Here is an 18,021-nt window from a genome sequence, read left to right as displayed (position 1 = left end):
CGGTGATGTTGCGCACGTCGACCTGGTTGAAGCCCCCGCCCCAACCGCCCCAGGGACGGAAATAGGGACCGTAGGAGCCGAGCGAGGACACCTCCACCCGGTCACGCGAACCCAGGGTAAACCCTACCGCGAAATCGCCCGAGGCGCCCCCCGGTGCAACCTGCGTATAGCCGCGCGTTGCCAGGGTGGCCTCGATGGCGGCCTTGACGCGCTGGGTCAGCAACGGGTTCACCCCCTGCGGCACCGAGGTATAGGCCCAGCTATAGGTCCGGAACCCCGAGAAATCGGCCGAAGGATCGGCATCGAACGTCACCTTCGGCGTCGTTGCACAAGATGCCGTCAGCAGCGCGAAACATGCCAGAGCCACCGCTTGCGATTTCATGACCTTCTCCTTGCGTAAAGCCCCGGAACTATCCGGTTGCAAGGCGCGCGCAGCTATCGGGATTCTCCCTGATCCCCGCCGTGGCACTTCCCTATCGTCGCCAGCTGATGAGAGCATCCGACGTTGCTGGCGCCGCCGTCAATTCATCGGCGCTGCGGATGCCAATCACCATGCACTTGGAGAGAATACATGCAAGGATGCTAGGGAAACTCCCGATTGAGCGGGAGCCATGCTGCGAAGATATCCATTTGCAGCCCGTCACCGATCCTCCCACACGCGAGAGCCACACCGCGAGAGAAAGGGTTCGAATGCGCCCGAGCACAAGCAGAGTCCTCATCGCCGACGATCATCAGGCGATGCGACAGGGCGTCCGGACCTTGCTGGAATCGCATGCCGACTTTCAGGTGGTGGGAGAAGCCGCGAACGGCCGGGAAGCGCTGGACCTGGCGCTGGACACCAAGCCGGACATCGCCATCCTCGATTACTCGCTGCCGCTCATGAACGGCCTCGAACTCACCCGCGCGATCAAGCACGAACTCCCGCATACCGAGATCCTCATCTACACGATGCACGATCGCGAGAGCATCCTGATCGACGTCCTGCGCGCCGGCGCGCGCGGATATGTCCTCAAGTCGGACAGCGGCATCCATCTCGTCTCCGCCGCCAAGGCGCTCGCCAAGCGCAAGCCCTATTTCTCGGGCGCGATCTCCGAAACCCTGCTGGAGCACTTCATCGAAACCAATCACGGCGGCGAGAAAGGCATCATGCTCACCGCGCGCGAGCGGGAAATCGTGCAACTGATCGCCGAAGGCAAGCTGAACAAGCAGATCGCCCATATGCTCAACATCAGCGTCAAGACGGTCGAAACCCACCGTGCCGCCGCCATGCACAAGCTGAAGCTCAGGACAACCGCCGAACTCGTGCTCTATGCGGTTCGGAACAATATCGTCGAGCCTTGATGGCCCGTTACGCCGGTGCAGAACTGCCCGGGTTGTTGCCGGGGATTTCCCGGATGGGCAAAGACCATCGTGCGCGCGACATCTTTCCGGACGCCTGAAGCCGCAAGGACCAGCCGATGGAAGAAGTGCTGCATACCCTGGCAGAGTATATCGCGCTCGGCGTCAACCTGCTGGGGATGCTGGCGATCGCGATCGGCTCGATCCAGGGTGCCATCGGCCTGACGCGCCTGCTGCTGTTCAACGGTGACGAAGCTAAGCTTGGCCCGGTCTGGCTCTCGCTCGGCCGCTGGCTGGTCGCGGGCCTGTCGTTCCAGCTCGCAGCCGACATCGTCGAGACGACGATCGCCCCCACCTGGGACGACATCGGCAAGCTGGCCGCCATCGCCGCCTTGCGGACCATGCTCAACTATTTCCTCGACCGCGACATGGAAGGCGTTCGCGAACGCTCGGAACGCCGGGCGGAAGCCGCCGAAGCCCGACGCGCAAGCCTCGCTGAAGCCTGAAGGAGACGCGCATATGGACCTATCCAGCCCTCTCGCCGCCCTGCCCATCGTCCTGCTGGGGCTGATCCTTCTGATCATCGTGATCGGCATCACCTGGGCCGGCATGCGGGTCGGGATCAAGGGCGCGAAGAGCGCGCCCGCTGCGGATAGCCTTGAAAAGGACGACGACGTCAACGGGGCGATCGTCCCTGCCGTGCTGGGCCTGCTGGCGCTGCTGCTGGGCTTCACGTTCGCGCTGGCTATCGACCGCTTCGAGACCCGCCGCGCGCTGGTGCTGGAAGAGGCGAACGCGATCGGTACGGCCTATCTCCAGGCGCAGGTCCTGCCCCAGCCGCACCGCGAGCGGGTGAGCGCGCTGCTGGTCCGATACACGGATAACCGCGTGGTTCTGGCCCGGACGGAAGCGCCCGAAGATCGCCGCCAGCGACTGGCCGACAACGACCGGACCGTCAACGACATCTGGGCAGCCACGCTGGCAGGCTTTGACAGCATCAAGGGCCTGGACATGTCCAGTGCCTTCGTCTCCTCGATCAATGCCGTGATCGACCTCGACACCTCGCGCAAGACCGGCCGCATGGCGCATGTTCCGGAAGAGGTCTTCTGGGTGCTGATCGTCTACGTCCTCGTCACCGCCGCCATCCTCGGCTACACCATGCGCACGCGATCGAGCTTCCACCTTGCCTGCGTGATGCATGTGCTGGTGGTCATGTCGCTCATGCTGATCATCGACATCGACCGTCCCGCCGCCGGTGGCATCCGGGAATCGCAGTTCCCGATGGAGCTGCTCAGCAAGTCCATGCACGCCGAGCCGCGCGCCGCCTACGACCGCTGGCGCACCCCGGCGACTATGCCCCAGGAGTAGGGGGCCCCAGGAGTAGGGGGCCCCAGGAGTAGGGGTTTACCCGATAGGAACCTCGGGAGAGCCCCGGATACGCGCGGCCGGGCGCCCGCCATATCCTTCTGGAATATTTCGAGAGATCGACCCTTTCGCCGCCCGGAAGCAACGGATCGAAGGACGGTGCCGATCGCCCGCATCTGACAGGAGCAGACCATGGAAGGCATGATTTCCCATGTGGTTTCGGCCCGGCGCCGTTCGTCCGGGGCCCGTAAAGCCGCATTGACCGGCGCCTGCGCGGCGGCAGCGGCCTTGAGCGTCCCGGCGAGCGCGCAGACGCTGGACAACAACTACTGGATCAGCGCGATGGCCTTCTTCCCGCGCATCGACACCGACGTGCGCATCGGCTCCTCCACCCCGGCAACTCCGGGCGCAGAGATCGGCACCGACATCGATTTCGAGCAGGATCTCGCGCTCGACAAGGGCGAAATCCTGCCCTCTTTCAGCGGTGGCGCGCGTTTCGGCAAAGTGATCGTGGGGGCGGACTTCTACAAGCTCAACCGCAACGGCCAGACCGGCCTCAAGCGCGACATCGCGTTCGACGGCGTGGTCTACCCCGCCAACGTGCAGGTCCGCAGCGGCTTCGACAGCCAGATCTACCGGCTGACGGTGGGCTATGCGCTGGTGCAGAACCCCACGCTGGAACTGGGCGCGGCGATCGGCGCCCACGTCACCCGGTTCGAAACCTCGCTGTCGGGCTTCGCCTCGGTCGGCGGACAGGCCGGGCAGACCGAAACGCGCCGCCGCGATACCCTTGCCCCGCTGCCCACGATCGGCGCCTTCGGCGTCTGGAAAGTGGCCCCGCGCGTGGAGCTGAACGGCCGGTTCGACTGGCTGTCGCTGAAGATCGACGACTACGACGGCCGCCTGCTCAATGCCCAGGTCGGCGCCAATTACGCGGTGGCGAAGAACCTCGCGCTGGGCGTGGCCTATCGCTACGTCGACTATCGCCTGGGCATCGACAAGGAACGCTGGGACGGCCGCGTGCGCTACAAGCTCTACGGCCCCGCCGTGCTGCTCCAGGCCTCGTTCTGATCGCATTTCCGGGCAACGAGAAAGGCGGCGGACCAATCGGTCCGCCGCCTTTCCCTTGCGTCCAGCGCGGTAGTCCTCAGCGTGGAGGATTGACCACCACGTACTGGACGGACGAACCCACGTACTGCGGCTGATACCAGGTACTGCCGCATTGCGAGTAACTGACGCCGTTGACCACCGTGGTCGTGCAGCTTGGCGGCACGCTGCGCACGATCGAGCCGACCACCGCTGCCGTCGTCGCGGCAACGGCCATCGTCGCCACGGGGTGCCAGTGATCGTCCCAGTCGTCCCAATCGTCGTGATAGTAGCCGCCGCCGTGGTAGTCGTTGTGGACGTTCACATTGACGTTGCGATTGACGTTTCGGTTCACGTTGCGATTGCGATCAACGTTGTGATTGACGTTGGTGGCCGCTCCCGAACGCACTTGCGGTCTTCCCCCTCCAGCATGGGCCCCTCCAGCATGGGCCCCTCCGGCATGGGCTCCACCGCCGGAAGGCCGGGCGCGCTGACCGCCGCCGGCGGGCCGCCTGGCATTGCCGCCTTGCGCCATCGCGGTGTCCTGCGCTCCGCCATGGGCCAGCTCGGGCGCGGAGGGCCGCTCCGGCACCGGAAGGGCCAGTACCGGGCCGGGCAGCACCTGTACGAGGGCACAGGCGAGAACCGCCGTCAGGGCCGTGGCGTTGCGAACGGGCGTGCTCATTGTCCTTCTCCCTTGCTGGCAGCCGCGCTTGCGGCATCCTTGCCGTTGCCCACGTCGCCGCCGCCAAGACTGGCCATCTTGATGCGCTTCGCATCGGGCGGGGGCGTGAACGCAAGGTCGGCGGCCGTGGCCGTCGCCTGCGTGTCCCAGCGCAGCACTGCGGTATATTGCGGCATGGCGGGATCGTCCTTGTTGGTGATCACCATCTTGCAGGGCAGCGGACGGGCGCCCTCCTCGATCCAGATCTGCCAGTCCACCTTCTCCTGCCGGAAGGCGAGATGCATGCACTTGCGGTCGCCGATCGTCTCGGGCCGCACCACCATGGCCTCGCGCACGCGCGAACGCATGGTCTGGTCGGTCCCCCAGGTGAACAGGTCAGCCAGCGGCAGTTCGACGCCGTAGTCGCGCCGCGCCTTGTCGATCGTCAGCCCGATCGAGGAAGCGGCCGGGAAATCGGCATAGTAGCCGGAGCGCGGGGAGAAGATCGTGAAGGTCTTGCCGTCGTAATACATCTCGCGGTTCTGGATGTCGGAATTGGTGACGATCTTGAAGGCGTTAGGCCGCCGCGCGAGGATGTCGAATGTGCCGCCGAACTGAATCTTCTGCCCGGTGACCAGCACCTGCTCGGTCGTTGCCTCGCCGGTGACGCGGAACGTGCCAAGCGTGAGCAGGTACGCGCTCATCGCATCCATCGCCTTCATGGCGGCCGGATCTATGGGATTCGAACCGTCCTCGGCCGCTTGCGCGAAGGCTGCAACGGTAAAGGCAGGACCGGCGGCAAAAGGCAGGAACAGCGCCGCCGCCCAAAGCGCCGACTTCAATCTGGGGCCGCGTGAACCGGAACGTGCCATAAGGTGTCTCCCGTTGAAATCCCCGCGACTATCGATCCGGACACTGCCCGACCCCATCGGGATTAGTGCGGAGATCGCCGGGAATTGATCCTCTGTTCGGGGGAACGGCAACAGGCCCGCCGTCTCGCCTAGCAGTCAGGGTATCGCCGGGCTGTTCCTCGGGAGAGTCCCGATAGTCTCGATCCGGCGATCGGCTACCCAAGGCGGGTGACGTGCCGTAGGAGCTGCCGAACTGTCCCTGGCGCGTCACACTCCCGCATTCTTCTTGCCGCTCAATCCAGGTTGAACGCCCAGGCGTGGCCGAACTGGAGATAGAACACCGCGCCAGAGGGCCCGTAGGCCACGTCGATCCCCGCATCGAGGCCAAGCTTGCGGGCTATGCGATAGCGAAAGCCCGCGCCGCCCGCGATCTTCGCACCGGAATCGTCGAAGATCCGGGCACCGCCGGCATCGGTGAAGCCAAGGCCGGCGAAGCCCAGCAGAGCCCAGCGCGGGCTGATCTGGCGCGTCAGTTCCACTTCGGTGCTCACGGCCGTCTCACCCTGGTATCGCCGCGCCTCGATGCCGCGCAGGTTGATCGACGAGGCGAAGTAGACCGGATAGCGCCCCCGGATCGCATCCAATTCGACTTTGGCCCCCAACCGCCAATCGGGCGAGAACTTGTGGAAGCCATAGCCGTGGACATCGTAGATCTGGAAATTGCGATCGCTGCCGAAGGCACTGTCGTTGAACTTGGCCTCGGCGTAGATGTTGTAGCCCTGGGTCGGGGTCATGGCATTGTCGCGATTGTCGAAATGGACGCCGAAGCCCAGCGCCCCGGTCTGCAATTTGCGCTCGAAGTCGGAGAACCGCTCGGGCAGATCCTCGATATCGAGGTCTATGCGCGAATGCAGCTTGCGGAAGTCGAACAGCGGACCCAGCGAGAAGCGCGGATCGGCCAGATGCAGGCGCACCGAAGCCAGCGCCCCGTAATCGTACTTGTTGGTATATTCGAGCCCCGAAGGCAGGATTTCCGGGTAGGCCTTCAGCGTCACCTTGCCCCGGCCGACGCCGAACTTGTAGCTCACCCGGTCACCGAAGGCCGAGCCGGACTGGAAGTAACCATAGCCATAGGAGCCGTTGCCGGTCTTCACCGCGCCCAGCATGCGCCGGGTGACGCGTTTCGGATTGTCCTTGGGAATGGTGATGAACTGCGCAACGATGCCGAAGCCGCCGTCTACCGCCGGTTCGGTGATGATGACCGGCATCGGGAAGAACCCGCCCTTGGCCATGAAGTTCGAGAAATCGAGCTTGCCGTCGGTTTCGTCGAAGAAATTGCGATGGAACTTGGATTCCTTCTTCACTGGAGCTGGCGGCCCGGCGGAGTCCATCGGCTGAGACGTTACCACCGGCGGTACGGACGAAGCCTCCTGAGCCTGTGCTTCTGACACCGCCGCGACGAATGTCAGCACGATCATCGCAAGGCGGCAAGGCAGATCGTTCATCGCCCATCTCTCCGATCCGGAACGGAAATATCGCGCGTCAGGATCGACAAGTCTGCCTGCCCCGACCATCGGTAGAAGTCCTTAGGGCCTGCTTTCAGAACCCTACCGTGGCCATCACCGCCAGCCGCGTGTCGCGGTCCTTTGCAAAGGGTGCCTTCTGCAACTGCCTGCCGATATCCACCTCCACGTCGAGGTAGCGGCCGAGCGTGTAGTGGACCTTGCCGCCCACGCTCACCAGTTCGGCGTTTCTGGGCGAATCCGGAAAGCGGCGGCGCTGCCAGACTTTGCCGTAATCGACGAAAAGCCCCAGCTGCATCTGGTCCGCGAAGCCGCCGCTGTCCGTCAGAAGATGGAAAGCCGGCGAATTCAGCTCGGTCTTGAGCAGGAAGCCCTCGCTGCCCAGCGCCGTGTTGGGATCGTAGCCGCGCACGCTGCCGAGGCCCCCGGCGGCAAGCTGTTCGCTATAAGGCAGATTGCTGGTCGCGATCTGCGCCATTCCGCGCAGAACCCAGCTCATTCCATGGGGAAGCCATGTCGTGCGAGTCAGCGAAATGCGGTCATAGGCATAAGTCGACTTGGCATAAGGCACCAGTTGCTGGAGATCGGCATCGTGGTTGTACCTGGTCACCCCGCCGGGCGAGAACACCATCTGGTTCTCGATCACGGTCTGGCCCAGCCGATCGTCCACGGTGGCGGTGAAGACGATCGGCAACTGGAACACCTCCACGGCCGTATCGAGCACGCGGAAACCCAGGAATTCGAGATTGCTGTCGGCCCGCTTGTAATCGATGCCGAACTGGATGCTGGTCTTCAGATTGCCCCGGTTTCGCAGATCGTGGACGAAGCGGGCGCTCGCCTGGCCGGAATGCCCCTTGCTGTCGAACAAATCGTTGATGCGGGGCTTCTGGACGGCATAAGCGCCGAAGATCAGCAGCTTGTTGCTGGGTGAGATCGGAATGACGTCGCTGACCGAGTGCGAGGTATAGCGCCCCTCGAAGCTGCGGGTGAACTGGTAGGACAGGATCTGCCCGGTGCCCAGCACATTGCCCCAGTTGAAGCCGACGAACCATTCGTCCCGCCCCAGCGTGGCGATGCCCTGATTGTCGTAGCCGCCGTAGACGCGCACCGGCAGCCGGTCGTGCGCTTCCAGCACGAGATCGGTGGTGCCCGTCCCCTGCCCCGGACGCAGCACGCCGTCCACGGTGAGGAAGGAGTTCTGGTTGTAATCGTCCAGCGCTTCACGCAGGCGCGGCAGGGTGAGCACATCGCCGGGCCCGAGATCGCTCATCCCACGGATCAGCCGGGTGGAGAAATGCCGGTTGCCGGTAACTTCGATCGCCCCGACCCGGTACTCGGTGACGACCACCTGAACGACGCCGCTCTGCACGTTCTGCGGCGGCACCCCGACATCGACGAAGGGATGTTCACGGGCGCGATAGGTCTCCTGCACAAGCCGCACGATGGCGTCGAGATCGGCCCGACCCAGCGCCCGGCCCAGATAGGGCCGCACCGCCGCATCGAAGGCCGGGCCGGAGAGCAGCCGCAGGCCCTGAACCTCGATGCCGTTGCCCGCTGCTTCCGGGGCAAGGCCCGCAGGCTGCAAGGCGCCCGGCCCGTTGACGAAGACCAGACCGCGCAAGGCCGGAATGATCGGCGCATTGTCGCTGGATGGCGGCACGGTTTCGGGCGGAACCGGGACTTCGGGGGCGCCGGGATTGGGCGGTTGCTTGGGCAGGCGCCGCTCGAAATCCTGTGCGGCGGCGCCACTCGAAAGGAAGCCCAGCGACAGCAGCGCCGCCGCGAGCGCCGTGGAGGCCCTTGCGGACCGGGTTCGCGAATTCGTCGATTGCATTATTGTCCCCCGTCAAGGCCGATCGTCGGGATGGGCGCCTCGTACCGGATGCGCACCTCCGTGCTGCCCCCGCCGCGTGCCAGGATCTGCTCGCTCGAATTGAGCACGGAGCTGCGCTTGCGGATCAGCCAGCCTTCCGGCGTCGCCACGATCCCGCCGGGATCGAGAATGCTGGGAAGCGCGGCGAAGGCCTGCGTGTGCCCCTGATAGCGGGGCGAGATACTGGGGTAGACCACGTAGAACCGTGGTGCGACACCCGCCGCGAACCGGGCGAGATCCGGGGGATCGGGCAGGCACGAGGCGGCCGAAATACATTCGAAGCCCGGTATGATCGTCCCCGGCCCCTCTGCGCTGTCCGGCAGGTTGTAGTTGGACAGCAACGTTCCGGCGTTGGCGAGGAAATCGGACAGCGAAAGCAGCGCCGTAACCTCGTGCCGACCGGGCGCGGCATCCGCGTAAGCGCCGAAGGCCTGCGTGATGGCAGCGCCCTCCCCGACCGCGAAGCCCGTTACCGTGTAGTCGCCGGACACCAGCGCCGCGTCGGTATTGCCGTCCCAGTCCTTCGTGGGATTGCCGGTAATGGCCACCGCCAGGTTCGCTCGTGCAATCGTGCCGGTGCCGGATGCGCTGGTCGGCAGCACATAGTTCGACAGGAGGGTGCCGCTGTTGGCGGCAAAGTCGCTCTCCGCCAACGCCGCGCTGGTCAGGTGCGTGCCGGCATCGGGGCCATCGTAGAGGCCGCGGGATTGCGTCACCCTTGCCCCTTCGCCCGCGACGAAGCCGCTCAGCGCGAAATTCGCGGAGGTAAGGATCGCTACCGTGGTGCCGTCATAGGTCCTGGTCGGGTTGCCGATGATCGCGGCGGAGAGCACCGCCTGCCCGATCGTGCCCGCGCCGCTGGCGCTGGTCGGCAGGGCATAGTTCGACAGGAGCGTGCCGCTGCCCGCCGCGAAGTCCCCGCTGCCGAGCGAGGCCGTCACGATGCGCGAACCGGCATTGGGACTATCGTAGCGGCCGAGGGTCTGCGTCACGCTTGCGCCTTCGCCGGTGACGAAGCCGGTGAGCTGGTAGTTGGCGCCCGTCAGCGCCGCGAGGGTGTTGCCGTCATAGGTCTTGGCGGGATTGCCAACGATCACGGCCGTCAACACGGCCTTCGCGATCGTGCCCGGGCCGGTGGCCTCCGTCGGAAGGATGTAGTTCGACAGCAGGGTGCCGGAGTCGGCGGTGAAGTCCGTGGAGCCGAGCGCCGCCGTCACCGTCCAGACCCCGGCATTGACCCCGGCATAAGTGCCGCTGACCTGCGCGATCGTGGCGCTCTCGCCCGATGCGAGGCCGGTCAGGGCATAGTTCGCACTCGTCAGGGTCGCGGCGTCGGTAGCGTCGTAAGGCCTGGTCGGATTGCCGACGATCGCCGCCGTCAGCACTGCGCGGTCGATGGTGCCGAGGCCGCTGACGCTCGTCGGCAGGGCATAGTTCGACAGCACCGTGCCGCTACCCGCCGCAAAGTCCCCCGAGCCGAGGAGCGCGGTGACGAGGTGGATGCCCGCGTTCCGGTCGGCATAGTTGCCGAGGGTCTGCGTCACGCTCGCGCTTTCGCTGCCGATGAAGCCGGTGAGGAGGAAATTGCCCGGCGCCAGCGTGGCGGTGGTGGTGCCGTCATAGGCCTTGGTGGGGTTGCCGAGGATCACGGCAGTCAATTGCGCCAGTCCGATCGTGCCCGCGCCGCTGGCGCTGGTGGGCAGGACGTAGTTTCGCAGCGAAGTGCCGCTGTCCGCCACGAAGTCCGCGCTGCCCAGCATGGCGGTGACGGTGCGCGAACCGGCATTGGCGCTATCGTATGTGCCCGAGGCTTCGGTAACGGTGGCGCCCTGCCCCGCGACGAAGCCGGTCAGCTGAAAGTTGGCGCTTGTCAGCGAAGCCTGCGCATTGCCGTCATAGGTCTTGGACGGATTGCCGATGATCGCCGCCGTCAGCACCGCGCGGTCGATCAGGCCGATGCCCGTGGCGCTCGTCGGCAGGAGATAGTTGTCCAGCAAAGTGCTGCCTGTGGCCGCGAAGTCGCCGGCGCCGAGCGTTGCGGTGATCTGGCGGAAGCCCGCGTCCGGCGAAGCGAACGTTCCGCTGGTTTGCAGCACCGTGGCGCCCTCGCCGGGCACGAACCCGATCAGGCCGTAGTCTCTTGGCGAAAGGGTGATGCCGGTCGTGGCGTCGTAGATCCTGGTCGGGATGCCGACGATGAAGGCCGAAAGCGTGGCCTTCTCGATCAGCCCCGCCCCCGTGGCACTGGTCGGCAGCACGTAGTTGTCGAGCGAGGTTCCGGCCCCGGCGGCGAAATTGGCTGCGGAAAGGCTGGCCGTCACCGTGCGCGCGCCGGCATTGGGGCTGTCATAAGTGCCGATGGTCTGCGTCACGCTCGCGCTTTCACCGGTGACGAAACCGGAGAGCGCATAGAACCCGCTGGTCAGACGCGCCGCCGCATTGCCGTCGTAAGTCTTGGTCGGATTGCCGACGATCGCCGCCGTCAGCACCGCGCGGTCGATGGTGCCGAGGCCGCTGGCGCTCGTCGGCAAGGCATAATTCGACAGGAGGGTGCCGGAATTGGCGGTGAAGTCCCCGCTGCCGAGCAAGGCGGTCACGATCCGCGAACCGGCATTGGCGCTGCCATAGAGACCGGCGGTCTGCGTCACGGTGGCACCCTCGCCCGTGACGAAGCCGGTGAGCTGGTAATTGCCGACGCCGAGAAGCGCTGCCGTGGTGCCGTCGTAGGTCTTGGTCGGGTTGCCGATGATCGCGGCCGTCAATTGCGCCTGCCCGATCGTGCCCGCACCGGCGGCGCTGGTCGGCAGGACATAGTTCGACAGGAGGGTGCCGCTGTTAGCCGTGAAGTCCCCGCTGCCGAGCGAGGCGGTCACGGTGCGCGCACCGACATTGGGATTGTCGTAGAGGCCGACAGCCTGCGTCACGCTGGCGCCTTCGCCGGTGACGAAGCCGCCGAGCTGGTAATTGGCGCCCGTCAGCGCGGCAAGCAGGTTGCCGTCATACGTCTTGGTGGGGTTGCCGACGATGGTCGCGGTCAATTGGGCCTGATCGATCGTGCCGAGCCCGGTGGCGCTGTCGGGCAGGATGTAGTTCGACAGCAGCGTTCCCGAACCGGCCGTGAAATCCCCGACGCCGAGCTGGGCCGTGACCAGCCGGCTACCGGCATTGGCGGAGGCATAAGTCCCGGCGGTCTGGGTGACGGTTGCGCTCTCGCTGCCCACGAAGCCGATCAGCTGGAAGTTCGCCGGGTTCAGCGTTGCGACGGCATTGCCGTCATAGGTCTTGGTTGGATTGTTGGCGATGGCGGCCAGCAGGGCTTTGGGCGTGATGGTTCCGGCGCCCGTGGCGCTGGTCGCGAGCACGTAGTTGTTCAGATCGGTGCCCACGTTCACGTCGTAGTTGCCCGAGGACAGCGCGGCGGTGACGATGCGCGGCCCCGCATTGGCGCTGTCGTAAGTGCCCTGGGTCTGGTTGATCGAGGCTCCCTCTCCGCCGACGAAACCGGTGATCTGGTAGTTCCCCGGAGCCAGCACGGCGCTCAGATTGCCGTCGTAGACCTTGACCGGGTCGTTGACGATCGCGACGTTGAGCGTGGCCGGGGTGATCTCGCCGATCGGCTGGGCCAGCACAGAGCCGGAAATGCTGTAATTGGCCGCATCCCCGCCCGCGAGCAGCAGGCCGGTCAGCGTCACGTCGATACCGCTGGCCACGTTCTTGTCGGCATAAGTTCCGCTGATGCCCGAGACATCGACGCTCACGTCGTCGCCCGTGACCACGCCGCCCAGGGTATAGGCGGAGGACAGCGTGGGCAGGCCGGTGTTCGCGTCGTAGACCTTGGTTACCTGCGTCAGCTGGATGGCGGCCTGGGTAATGTCGGCGAAGAGGCCGGTCGGCTGTTCCAGCAGATAGTTGCCGAAGTCGTTGACCAGCGCGTAGCCGCTTGCCGTCACCGGAATGGTGGTTCCGACGTTGCGGGTGGCGAAAGTGCCGGTGGCGAGCGAGGGGTCGAGCGAGACGGGATCGCCGGACACGACATTGACGAGCGCTGCGGCGCTGCTGTCCAGCGTGGCCGCCGTGGTGCCGTCATAGACCTTGTTGTTGGCAAGTACGCCCGAGATCGTCAGCAGGCGCGGATCGATCCGGCCCGCACCGGCGGCGCTGGTGGGCAGGACGTAGTTTGACAGCGTCGTGCCGGGATCGGCCGTGAAGTTTCCGGGGATCAGTCCTGCCGTCACGGTACGCGTACCGGCGTTGACGCTGTCGTAGAGACCCAGCGTCTGCGTTACCGTGGCCCCCTCTCCGGTGACGAAGCCGGTGATCTGGAAATTCCCCGCTACCAGCGCGGCGATATTGGTGCCGTCATAGACCTTGTTCGGCGTTCCGACGATCGCGGCGGTCAGTTGAGCCGCCGTGATCGTGCCGATATTGGCGGTCACGTCGCTGACGAAATAGTTGCCCGCGCTGGCTCCGGACAGGCCGAGGCCGGCTACGCTGACCGACATGCCACTGCCGACATTCGGACCGTCATTGTACTGCCCGGTCGCGCCGGCCGCGCTGGCGGAGACGTCGTCGCCGGTCAGCACGCCGCTGAAGGCATAGCCCGTGGCCGCCGTGGGCAGCGCGATCGTGCCGTCATATGTCTTGATGACGGAGGTCAGGAATATCTCCAGCGGATCGATCGTCGCGCTGAGGCCCTGCGCCTGCACCAGGGTGTAATTGCCTGCGTCCGCGCCGGACACGCTATAGCCGCTCGTCCGCACGCTCCAGGTGCCGGCGTTGGCGGTCGGGTTGCCCGAGGTGTCGATGAAGGCGCCGGAGCTTCCGGTGGGATCGAGGGCGACGTCGTCACTGAGCAGGACGCCGCTCAGTCCAGCGGCGCTGTTGTCCAGCTGCGCGACGGAATTCTGGTCGTAGGTCTTGTCTAGCGCCAGGGCGCCGATCACGTTCAGCGTGGCGGGCGTGATCGTGCCGATCGCCTCGTTGGTGACGCTGGAGGCGATCGTATAGTTGCCCGCGTCCGCGCCGGTGATGGCCAGCCCGGTCAGCGTCACCGGCTTGCCTGTGCCGACGTTTCTGTCGGCATAGTCGCCGGCAATGCCGCTGGCATCGACGTTCACCGTATCGCCGGAAACGACGCCTGAAAGGCCATAGGCGCCGCCCACGTTGGGAACCGCCGTGGTGGCATCGTAGACCTTGGTGACCGAAGCCAGCCGTATCGTCGCCTGGATGATATCGGCGACGAGGCCGGTCGGCTGCAACACGATGTAGTTCGCGGCGTCGGTGCCCGAGGCTGTATAGCCGCTTGCCGTGACGGGAATGTCGATGCCGACGTTGCGGGTGGCGAACTGGCCGCTGGCGCCCGTGGAAACCAGCGTGACCACATCGCCCGAGAAGACACCCGACAGCGCGCCTGCCGAACTGTCGAGGGTGGCCGTGGTGGTCCCGTCGTAGACCTTGTCCAGCGCGGAAATGCCGATGACCTGCAAGCTCGCCTGGGTGATCGTGCCCGCGCCCGTGGCGCTGGCGGGCAGCAGGTAATTGCCAAGATCGGTTCCGGCCCCCGCCGTGAAATCGCCCGAGCCCAGCAGGGCCGTGACGATCCGCGAACCGACGTTCTTGCTGTCGTAAGCGCCCAGCCCTTGCGTCACCGTCGCGCTTTCGCCCGCCACGAAGCCGCTCAGCGCATAGTTGGCGCTCGTCAGGCTGGCCACCGTCGTGGCGTCGTAGACCTTGGTGGGATTGCCCACGATCACGGCGGCCAGTTGCGCCTGGGTGATCGTTCCCGGACCGGAAATGCTTGTGGGCAGGACATAGTTCGACAGCAGCGTTCCCGCGTTGGCCAGGAAATCGGAGACCACGAGATTGGCCGTCACCGTGCGGGCACCCGCGTTCGCGCTGTCGTAGGAAGCCCCGGCAGCCTGGCGGATCACGCCGCCCTCGCCCGCGATGAAGCCGGTCAGCGCATAGTTCGCCGCCGTCAGCGAAACCTGCGTGGTGCCGTCATAGGTCTTGGTGGGATTGCCGATGATGCTGCCCGTCAGCGCCAGCGGATTGATGTCCGCCGTCAGCCCGGTCGGTTGCGAGAGCGTGTAGTTCCCCGCCTGTGCGCCGGAAATGCCGTAGCCCCCGACATTCACCCGCAAGTCGGTGCCGACGTTCGCCTGTAGAAAAGCCGCCGAGGAGCCCGCCGGATCCAGCGAAACGTCGTCTCCTGATAGCACGCCGGAAAGCGACGCGCTGCCGGACAAGGCGGCAGCGGTGGTGCCGTCGTAGAACTTGTCCAGCGCGGTGAGGTTGGCGATCGTCAGTCCGCGCGGGGTGATGTTGGCCGCGAGGCCGGTCGGCTGGAACAAGGTGTAATTGCCCACGTCCGCGCCGTTGACCGTATAGCCGGCCGCCGTCACCGCGATCCCGTTGCCGACGTTGGCGGTAGTGAACGTGCCGCTGGAGGCGGCCGGGTCCAGCGTGACGTCGTCACCGGAAACGACGCCGAACAGCGTGGCGGTGCCGGTCAGCTGCGCCAGCGTCGTCTGGTCGTAGACCTTGTTCTGCGCGGAAACGCCCAGGATATTGAGCGGCGCGGGCGTGATCGTGCCCGGCCCGGTGGCCTCGGTGGGAAGGACATAGTTGGCGAGCAGCGTACCGGCACCTGCGGCGAACAGCGCTGCGGAAGGCAGCGGGGCGAGGATGTCGCGGGCACCCGCATTGGGGCTGTCGAACAGGCCGATGACATTGGTGGCGATGGTGATGCTCTCGCCGCTGACAAGCCCGGAAATCAGGAAGTTTGCCGGGTTCAACCCGATGCGTATCGCGCCGTCGTATATCCGCGCTGGATTGCCGACGATACTGGCGGTGAGCGGCGCGCGCAGGATCGTGCCGATGCCGGTGGCCTCGGTGGGCAAAGTGTAATTTGCAAGGTTGGTGCCCGCGAAAGGATCGAAGTCGCCGGGATCGAGCAGGACGAGTACCGACTGCAAACCGGCGTTGGGGCTGCCGTACTCGCCCACGGTCTGGGTCACCGTTGCGCCTTCGCCGGCGATGAAGCCGCTCAGCGTGTAATCCGAAGGATCGAGCGTGGCTACGGTGTTGCCGTCGTAGACCTTTGTCGGGTTGCCGGTGATGTCCACTGTGACGACGCCGGGGCCGAGATTGCGCCGCACGATCGTTCCCAGCCCGGTCACCGGCGAGGGGATCGTGTAGTTCGACATCAGCGTACCCGAATCGGGTGAGAAATTCCCGGCGTCCAGCGTGGCAGAGACCGTCCAGATTCCCGCGGAGGACGAGGCATATTGGCCCGAACTCTGGTTGACGGTCGCTCCTTCGCCTACCACGAAGCCATCCACCAGGAAGTTCGAAGGCCCCAGCGAGGCATTGGCATTGCCGTCGTAGGTCTTGGTGGGATTGCCGACGATGACGATGGTCAGCGGTGCGGGCAGTATCTCGCCCTGGATCGTCCCGACCGTCGGCAGGCTGTAGTTCGACAGCAGCGTGTTCGGACCGGCCTGATAGTCCGACGCGGTGCCGGATACCTCGATGTCCCAGATCCCGACGTTCTTCGAGGCGTAGTCCAGCCCCGATGCCTGCGAAAGGGTGATCGACTCCCCGGCCACGATATTGCCCAGTCCCACTTGAGACGGGCTGACGAAGGCATTCGTGGTGCCGTCGTAGATCTTGCTCGGCATGCCGGTGCTGGTGACCAGGAGCGGGCGCGGCGTGATCGCGGCGCTCAGCGTGGAGGAAAAACTAAGGTCGTAGTTGCCCGCATCCGGCCCGGTCAGGACAATGCCGGCGATCGTCACCGGGATGTTCTGGCCGACGTTCTTGGTGGCGAAGGTGATCTGGGCGCCGGGCTGCGCCACGGGGGTGATGTCGTCCCCGGCGAACAGCCCCGTGACCTGGAGGCCGGCGGTATTGACGCTGCCGAACAGGGTTCCGTCGTAGACCTTGTCGTTGGCGGTCAGCCCCGAAACCGTCAGCGCGGCGCGGGTGATGTTGGCGGCCAGCCCGCTGGCCTGAGACACAAGGTAGTTCCCCGCGTCCGCCCCGGACAAGGTTACTCCAATGGCCGTGACCGCGATCGCATTGCCGACGTTCTTGGTCGCGAACACGCCGGTCGCGCCCGAAAAGTCGAGCGAGACGTCATCGCTGCCGACCACGCCGAAGATCGAGGCGTTAGAGGTTTCGAGCAAGGCCGCAGTCGTGCTGTCATAGACCTTGTCGTTGGCGACCAGCCCGCTAATGATCAGCGCGGCCGGATCGATCAGCCCGGCGCCGCTGCCGCTGGTGGGAAGGATGTAGTTCGCCAGCTCCGTGCCGGCACCTGCCGTGAAGTTGGGAGGGGCGAAGGTGGCTGAGACAGTCCGCGCCCCTGCATCCGGTGCATCGTAGGATGCGGTGGCGGCCGCGCCGAGGGTGATCGTCTCCCCGGCAGCCACGCCGGTCAGCGCGAAGTTGGCGGATGTCAGCGAGACGGCAGTGGTGGCGTTGTAAGTCTTGGTCGGCGTGCCGACGATCGCCGCGGTCAATGCCATGGGATTGATGGTGCCTACCGTATCGGTGACGCTGGGCGTCGCCACGGCATAGCCGAAGACCGGAATGCCGCCATGGGTGGCCGCGAAGTTGCTGGCCGTGACGGCGATGCCGGTGCCCGCGTTCTTGTCGGCATATGTGCCGTCGAGCGTCCAGTCGTCGCCGTTGATCAGGCCGGTGACGGCGGTGTTGGTATCGTCCAGAACCGCGACGGTGGTGCCGTCATAGTCCTTCACCACCGTTCCCAGGGTGAAGCTCACGCTTGGTGCCACGCGATAGAACCGGCCGTTCCCCGCCGCCGGAGCCCCACTGACGTTGTCGTAGTCGTAGGCATAGTAATCGGGCGTGAGGCCGCCGTCGCTGTCGTTCGCCGGGTCGTTCGAAGCGATGAACCAGTTCGCGCCGCTGGAGGAAACGGCGGCGGTGCCTGCGGCATTGGCGAAAGTGCCTGTTTCCAGAACGACGTTGCCGGAAGCGGCGATGGCCCCGCCCGCCCCGATCGTCAGCGTGCCGGGCAGCAAGGCCGCCACCTGGCTGGCGGAAACGACCGCCGCCACCGAAACGTCGCGCTGCGCGTTGATCGTCAGTGCGCCGCCGCCCGAGATGGGCTGGTCGATGACGACATCGCGGAACGCGTCCAGCGTCAGTCCGCCGCTGCCGGTCCAGACGATCGGGGCGGCCACGGTTATGTCTCCGAAACCGCCGGTGCCGCCCGACGTCGTCTCTTGCAGGACGTCCGTTCCCAGGTTCAGGGTGCCGACGATCGTCGAGGCGGCAGCGGCATCGATCAGG

Annotated in this window: 10 protein-coding genes; 4 read left to right on the top strand and 6 right to left on the bottom strand. The window is 65.7% G+C overall.

What is annotated here, in order from left to right; all coding sequences use genetic code 11:
- Positions 1 to 382: DUF4136 domain-containing protein (locus tag ACI3K3_RS23790; RefSeq protein WP_404918284.1), on the bottom strand; the 382-nt coding region annotated here is incomplete at its 3' end.
- Between the two features lie 308 nt (positions 383 to 690).
- On the opposite strand from ACI3K3_RS23790, the gene ACI3K3_RS23785 reads away from it, so the two are divergent.
- From ACI3K3_RS23785 to ACI3K3_RS23770, 4 genes are all read left to right on the top strand, one after another.
- Positions 691 to 1,341 (top strand): response regulator, encoded by a 651-nt coding sequence (locus ACI3K3_RS23785; protein ID WP_404918282.1) that lies wholly within the window; start codon positions 691 to 693, stop codon positions 1,339 to 1,341.
- Between the two features lie 116 nt (positions 1,342 to 1,457).
- Positions 1,458 to 1,844, top strand: coding sequence for a DUF1622 domain-containing protein (locus ACI3K3_RS23780; protein ID WP_404918280.1), 387 nt, complete (start codon positions 1,458 to 1,460; stop codon positions 1,842 to 1,844).
- Positions 1,845 to 1,857: 13 nt separating this feature from the next.
- On the top strand, positions 1,858 to 2,706 hold the full coding sequence (locus ACI3K3_RS23775; protein WP_404918278.1) for a hypothetical protein: 849 nt from the start codon (positions 1,858 to 1,860) through the stop codon (positions 2,704 to 2,706).
- Positions 2,707 to 2,895: 189 nt separating this feature from the next.
- Entirely contained in the window at positions 2,896 to 3,774 is an 879-nt protein-coding gene (locus tag ACI3K3_RS23770) for an outer membrane beta-barrel protein (protein WP_404918276.1), read from the top strand.
- Between the two features lie 76 nt (positions 3,775 to 3,850).
- On the opposite strand, the gene ACI3K3_RS23765 is transcribed toward ACI3K3_RS23770, so the two are convergent.
- The 5 genes from ACI3K3_RS23765 to ACI3K3_RS23745 form a co-directional block, all read right to left on the bottom strand.
- A complete protein-coding gene (locus tag ACI3K3_RS23765; RefSeq protein ID WP_404918274.1) occupies positions 3,851 to 4,474 on the bottom strand; it encodes a DUF6515 family protein in 624 nt (207 codons plus the stop codon).
- The gene (locus tag ACI3K3_RS23760) at positions 4,471 to 5,325 is read right to left on the bottom strand and encodes a DUF2092 domain-containing protein (protein ID WP_404918272.1); all 855 of its coding nucleotides are present in this window, start codon (positions 5,323 to 5,325) and stop codon (positions 4,471 to 4,473) included. Before ACI3K3_RS23760 ends, ACI3K3_RS23765 begins: the two co-directional genes overlap by 4 nt.
- Before the next feature lie 272 nt (positions 5,326 to 5,597).
- Positions 5,598 to 6,809 (bottom strand): BamA/TamA family outer membrane protein, encoded by a 1,212-nt coding sequence (locus tag ACI3K3_RS23755; protein WP_404918270.1) that lies wholly within the window; start codon positions 6,807 to 6,809, stop codon positions 5,598 to 5,600.
- Between the two features lie 94 nt (positions 6,810 to 6,903).
- The gene (locus tag ACI3K3_RS23750) at positions 6,904 to 8,661 is read right to left on the bottom strand and encodes a ShlB/FhaC/HecB family hemolysin secretion/activation protein (protein ID WP_404918268.1); all 1,758 of its coding nucleotides are present in this window, start codon (positions 8,659 to 8,661) and stop codon (positions 6,904 to 6,906) included.
- The gene (locus ACI3K3_RS23745) at positions 8,661 to 17,912 is read right to left on the bottom strand and encodes a beta strand repeat-containing protein (RefSeq protein WP_404918266.1); all 9,252 of its coding nucleotides are present in this window, start codon (positions 17,910 to 17,912) and stop codon (positions 8,661 to 8,663) included. Before ACI3K3_RS23745 ends, ACI3K3_RS23750 begins: the two co-directional genes overlap by 1 nt.
- Positions 17,913 to 18,021: the final 109 nt, after the last annotated feature.

The sequence above is a fragment of the Novosphingobium sp. ZW T3_23 genome, assembly GCF_044987305.1.
GTDB lineage: Bacteria > Pseudomonadota > Alphaproteobacteria > Sphingomonadales > Sphingomonadaceae > Novosphingobium.
The sequence above is the reverse complement of the archived record's forward strand: the minus strand, read 5'-3'. Positions and strand labels throughout refer to the sequence as shown.

Bases quoted from the DNA above. Each gene is read 5' to 3' on its own strand.
- ACI3K3_RS23785 (WP_404918282.1), top strand. From the start codon at position 691: ATGCGCCCGAGCACAAGCAGAGTCCTCATCGCCGACGATCATCAGGCG.
- ACI3K3_RS23780 (WP_404918280.1), top strand. From the start codon at position 1,458: ATGGAAGAAGTGCTGCATACCCTGGCAGAGTATATCGCGCTCGGCGTC.
- ACI3K3_RS23775 (WP_404918278.1), top strand. From the start codon at position 1,858: ATGGACCTATCCAGCCCTCTCGCCGCCCTGCCCATCGTCCTGCTGGGG.
- ACI3K3_RS23770 (WP_404918276.1), top strand. From the start codon at position 2,896: ATGGAAGGCATGATTTCCCATGTGGTTTCGGCCCGGCGCCGTTCGTCC.
- ACI3K3_RS23765 (WP_404918274.1), bottom strand. From the start codon at position 4,474: ATGAGCACGCCCGTTCGCAACGCCACGGCCCTGACGGCGGTTCTCGCC.
- ACI3K3_RS23760 (WP_404918272.1), bottom strand. From the start codon at position 5,325: ATGGCACGTTCCGGTTCACGCGGCCCCAGATTGAAGTCGGCGCTTTGG.
- ACI3K3_RS23755 (WP_404918270.1), bottom strand. From the start codon at position 6,809: ATGAACGATCTGCCTTGCCGCCTTGCGATGATCGTGCTGACATTCGTC.
- ACI3K3_RS23750 (WP_404918268.1), bottom strand. From the start codon at position 8,661: ATGCAATCGACGAATTCGCGAACCCGGTCCGCAAGGGCCTCCACGGCG.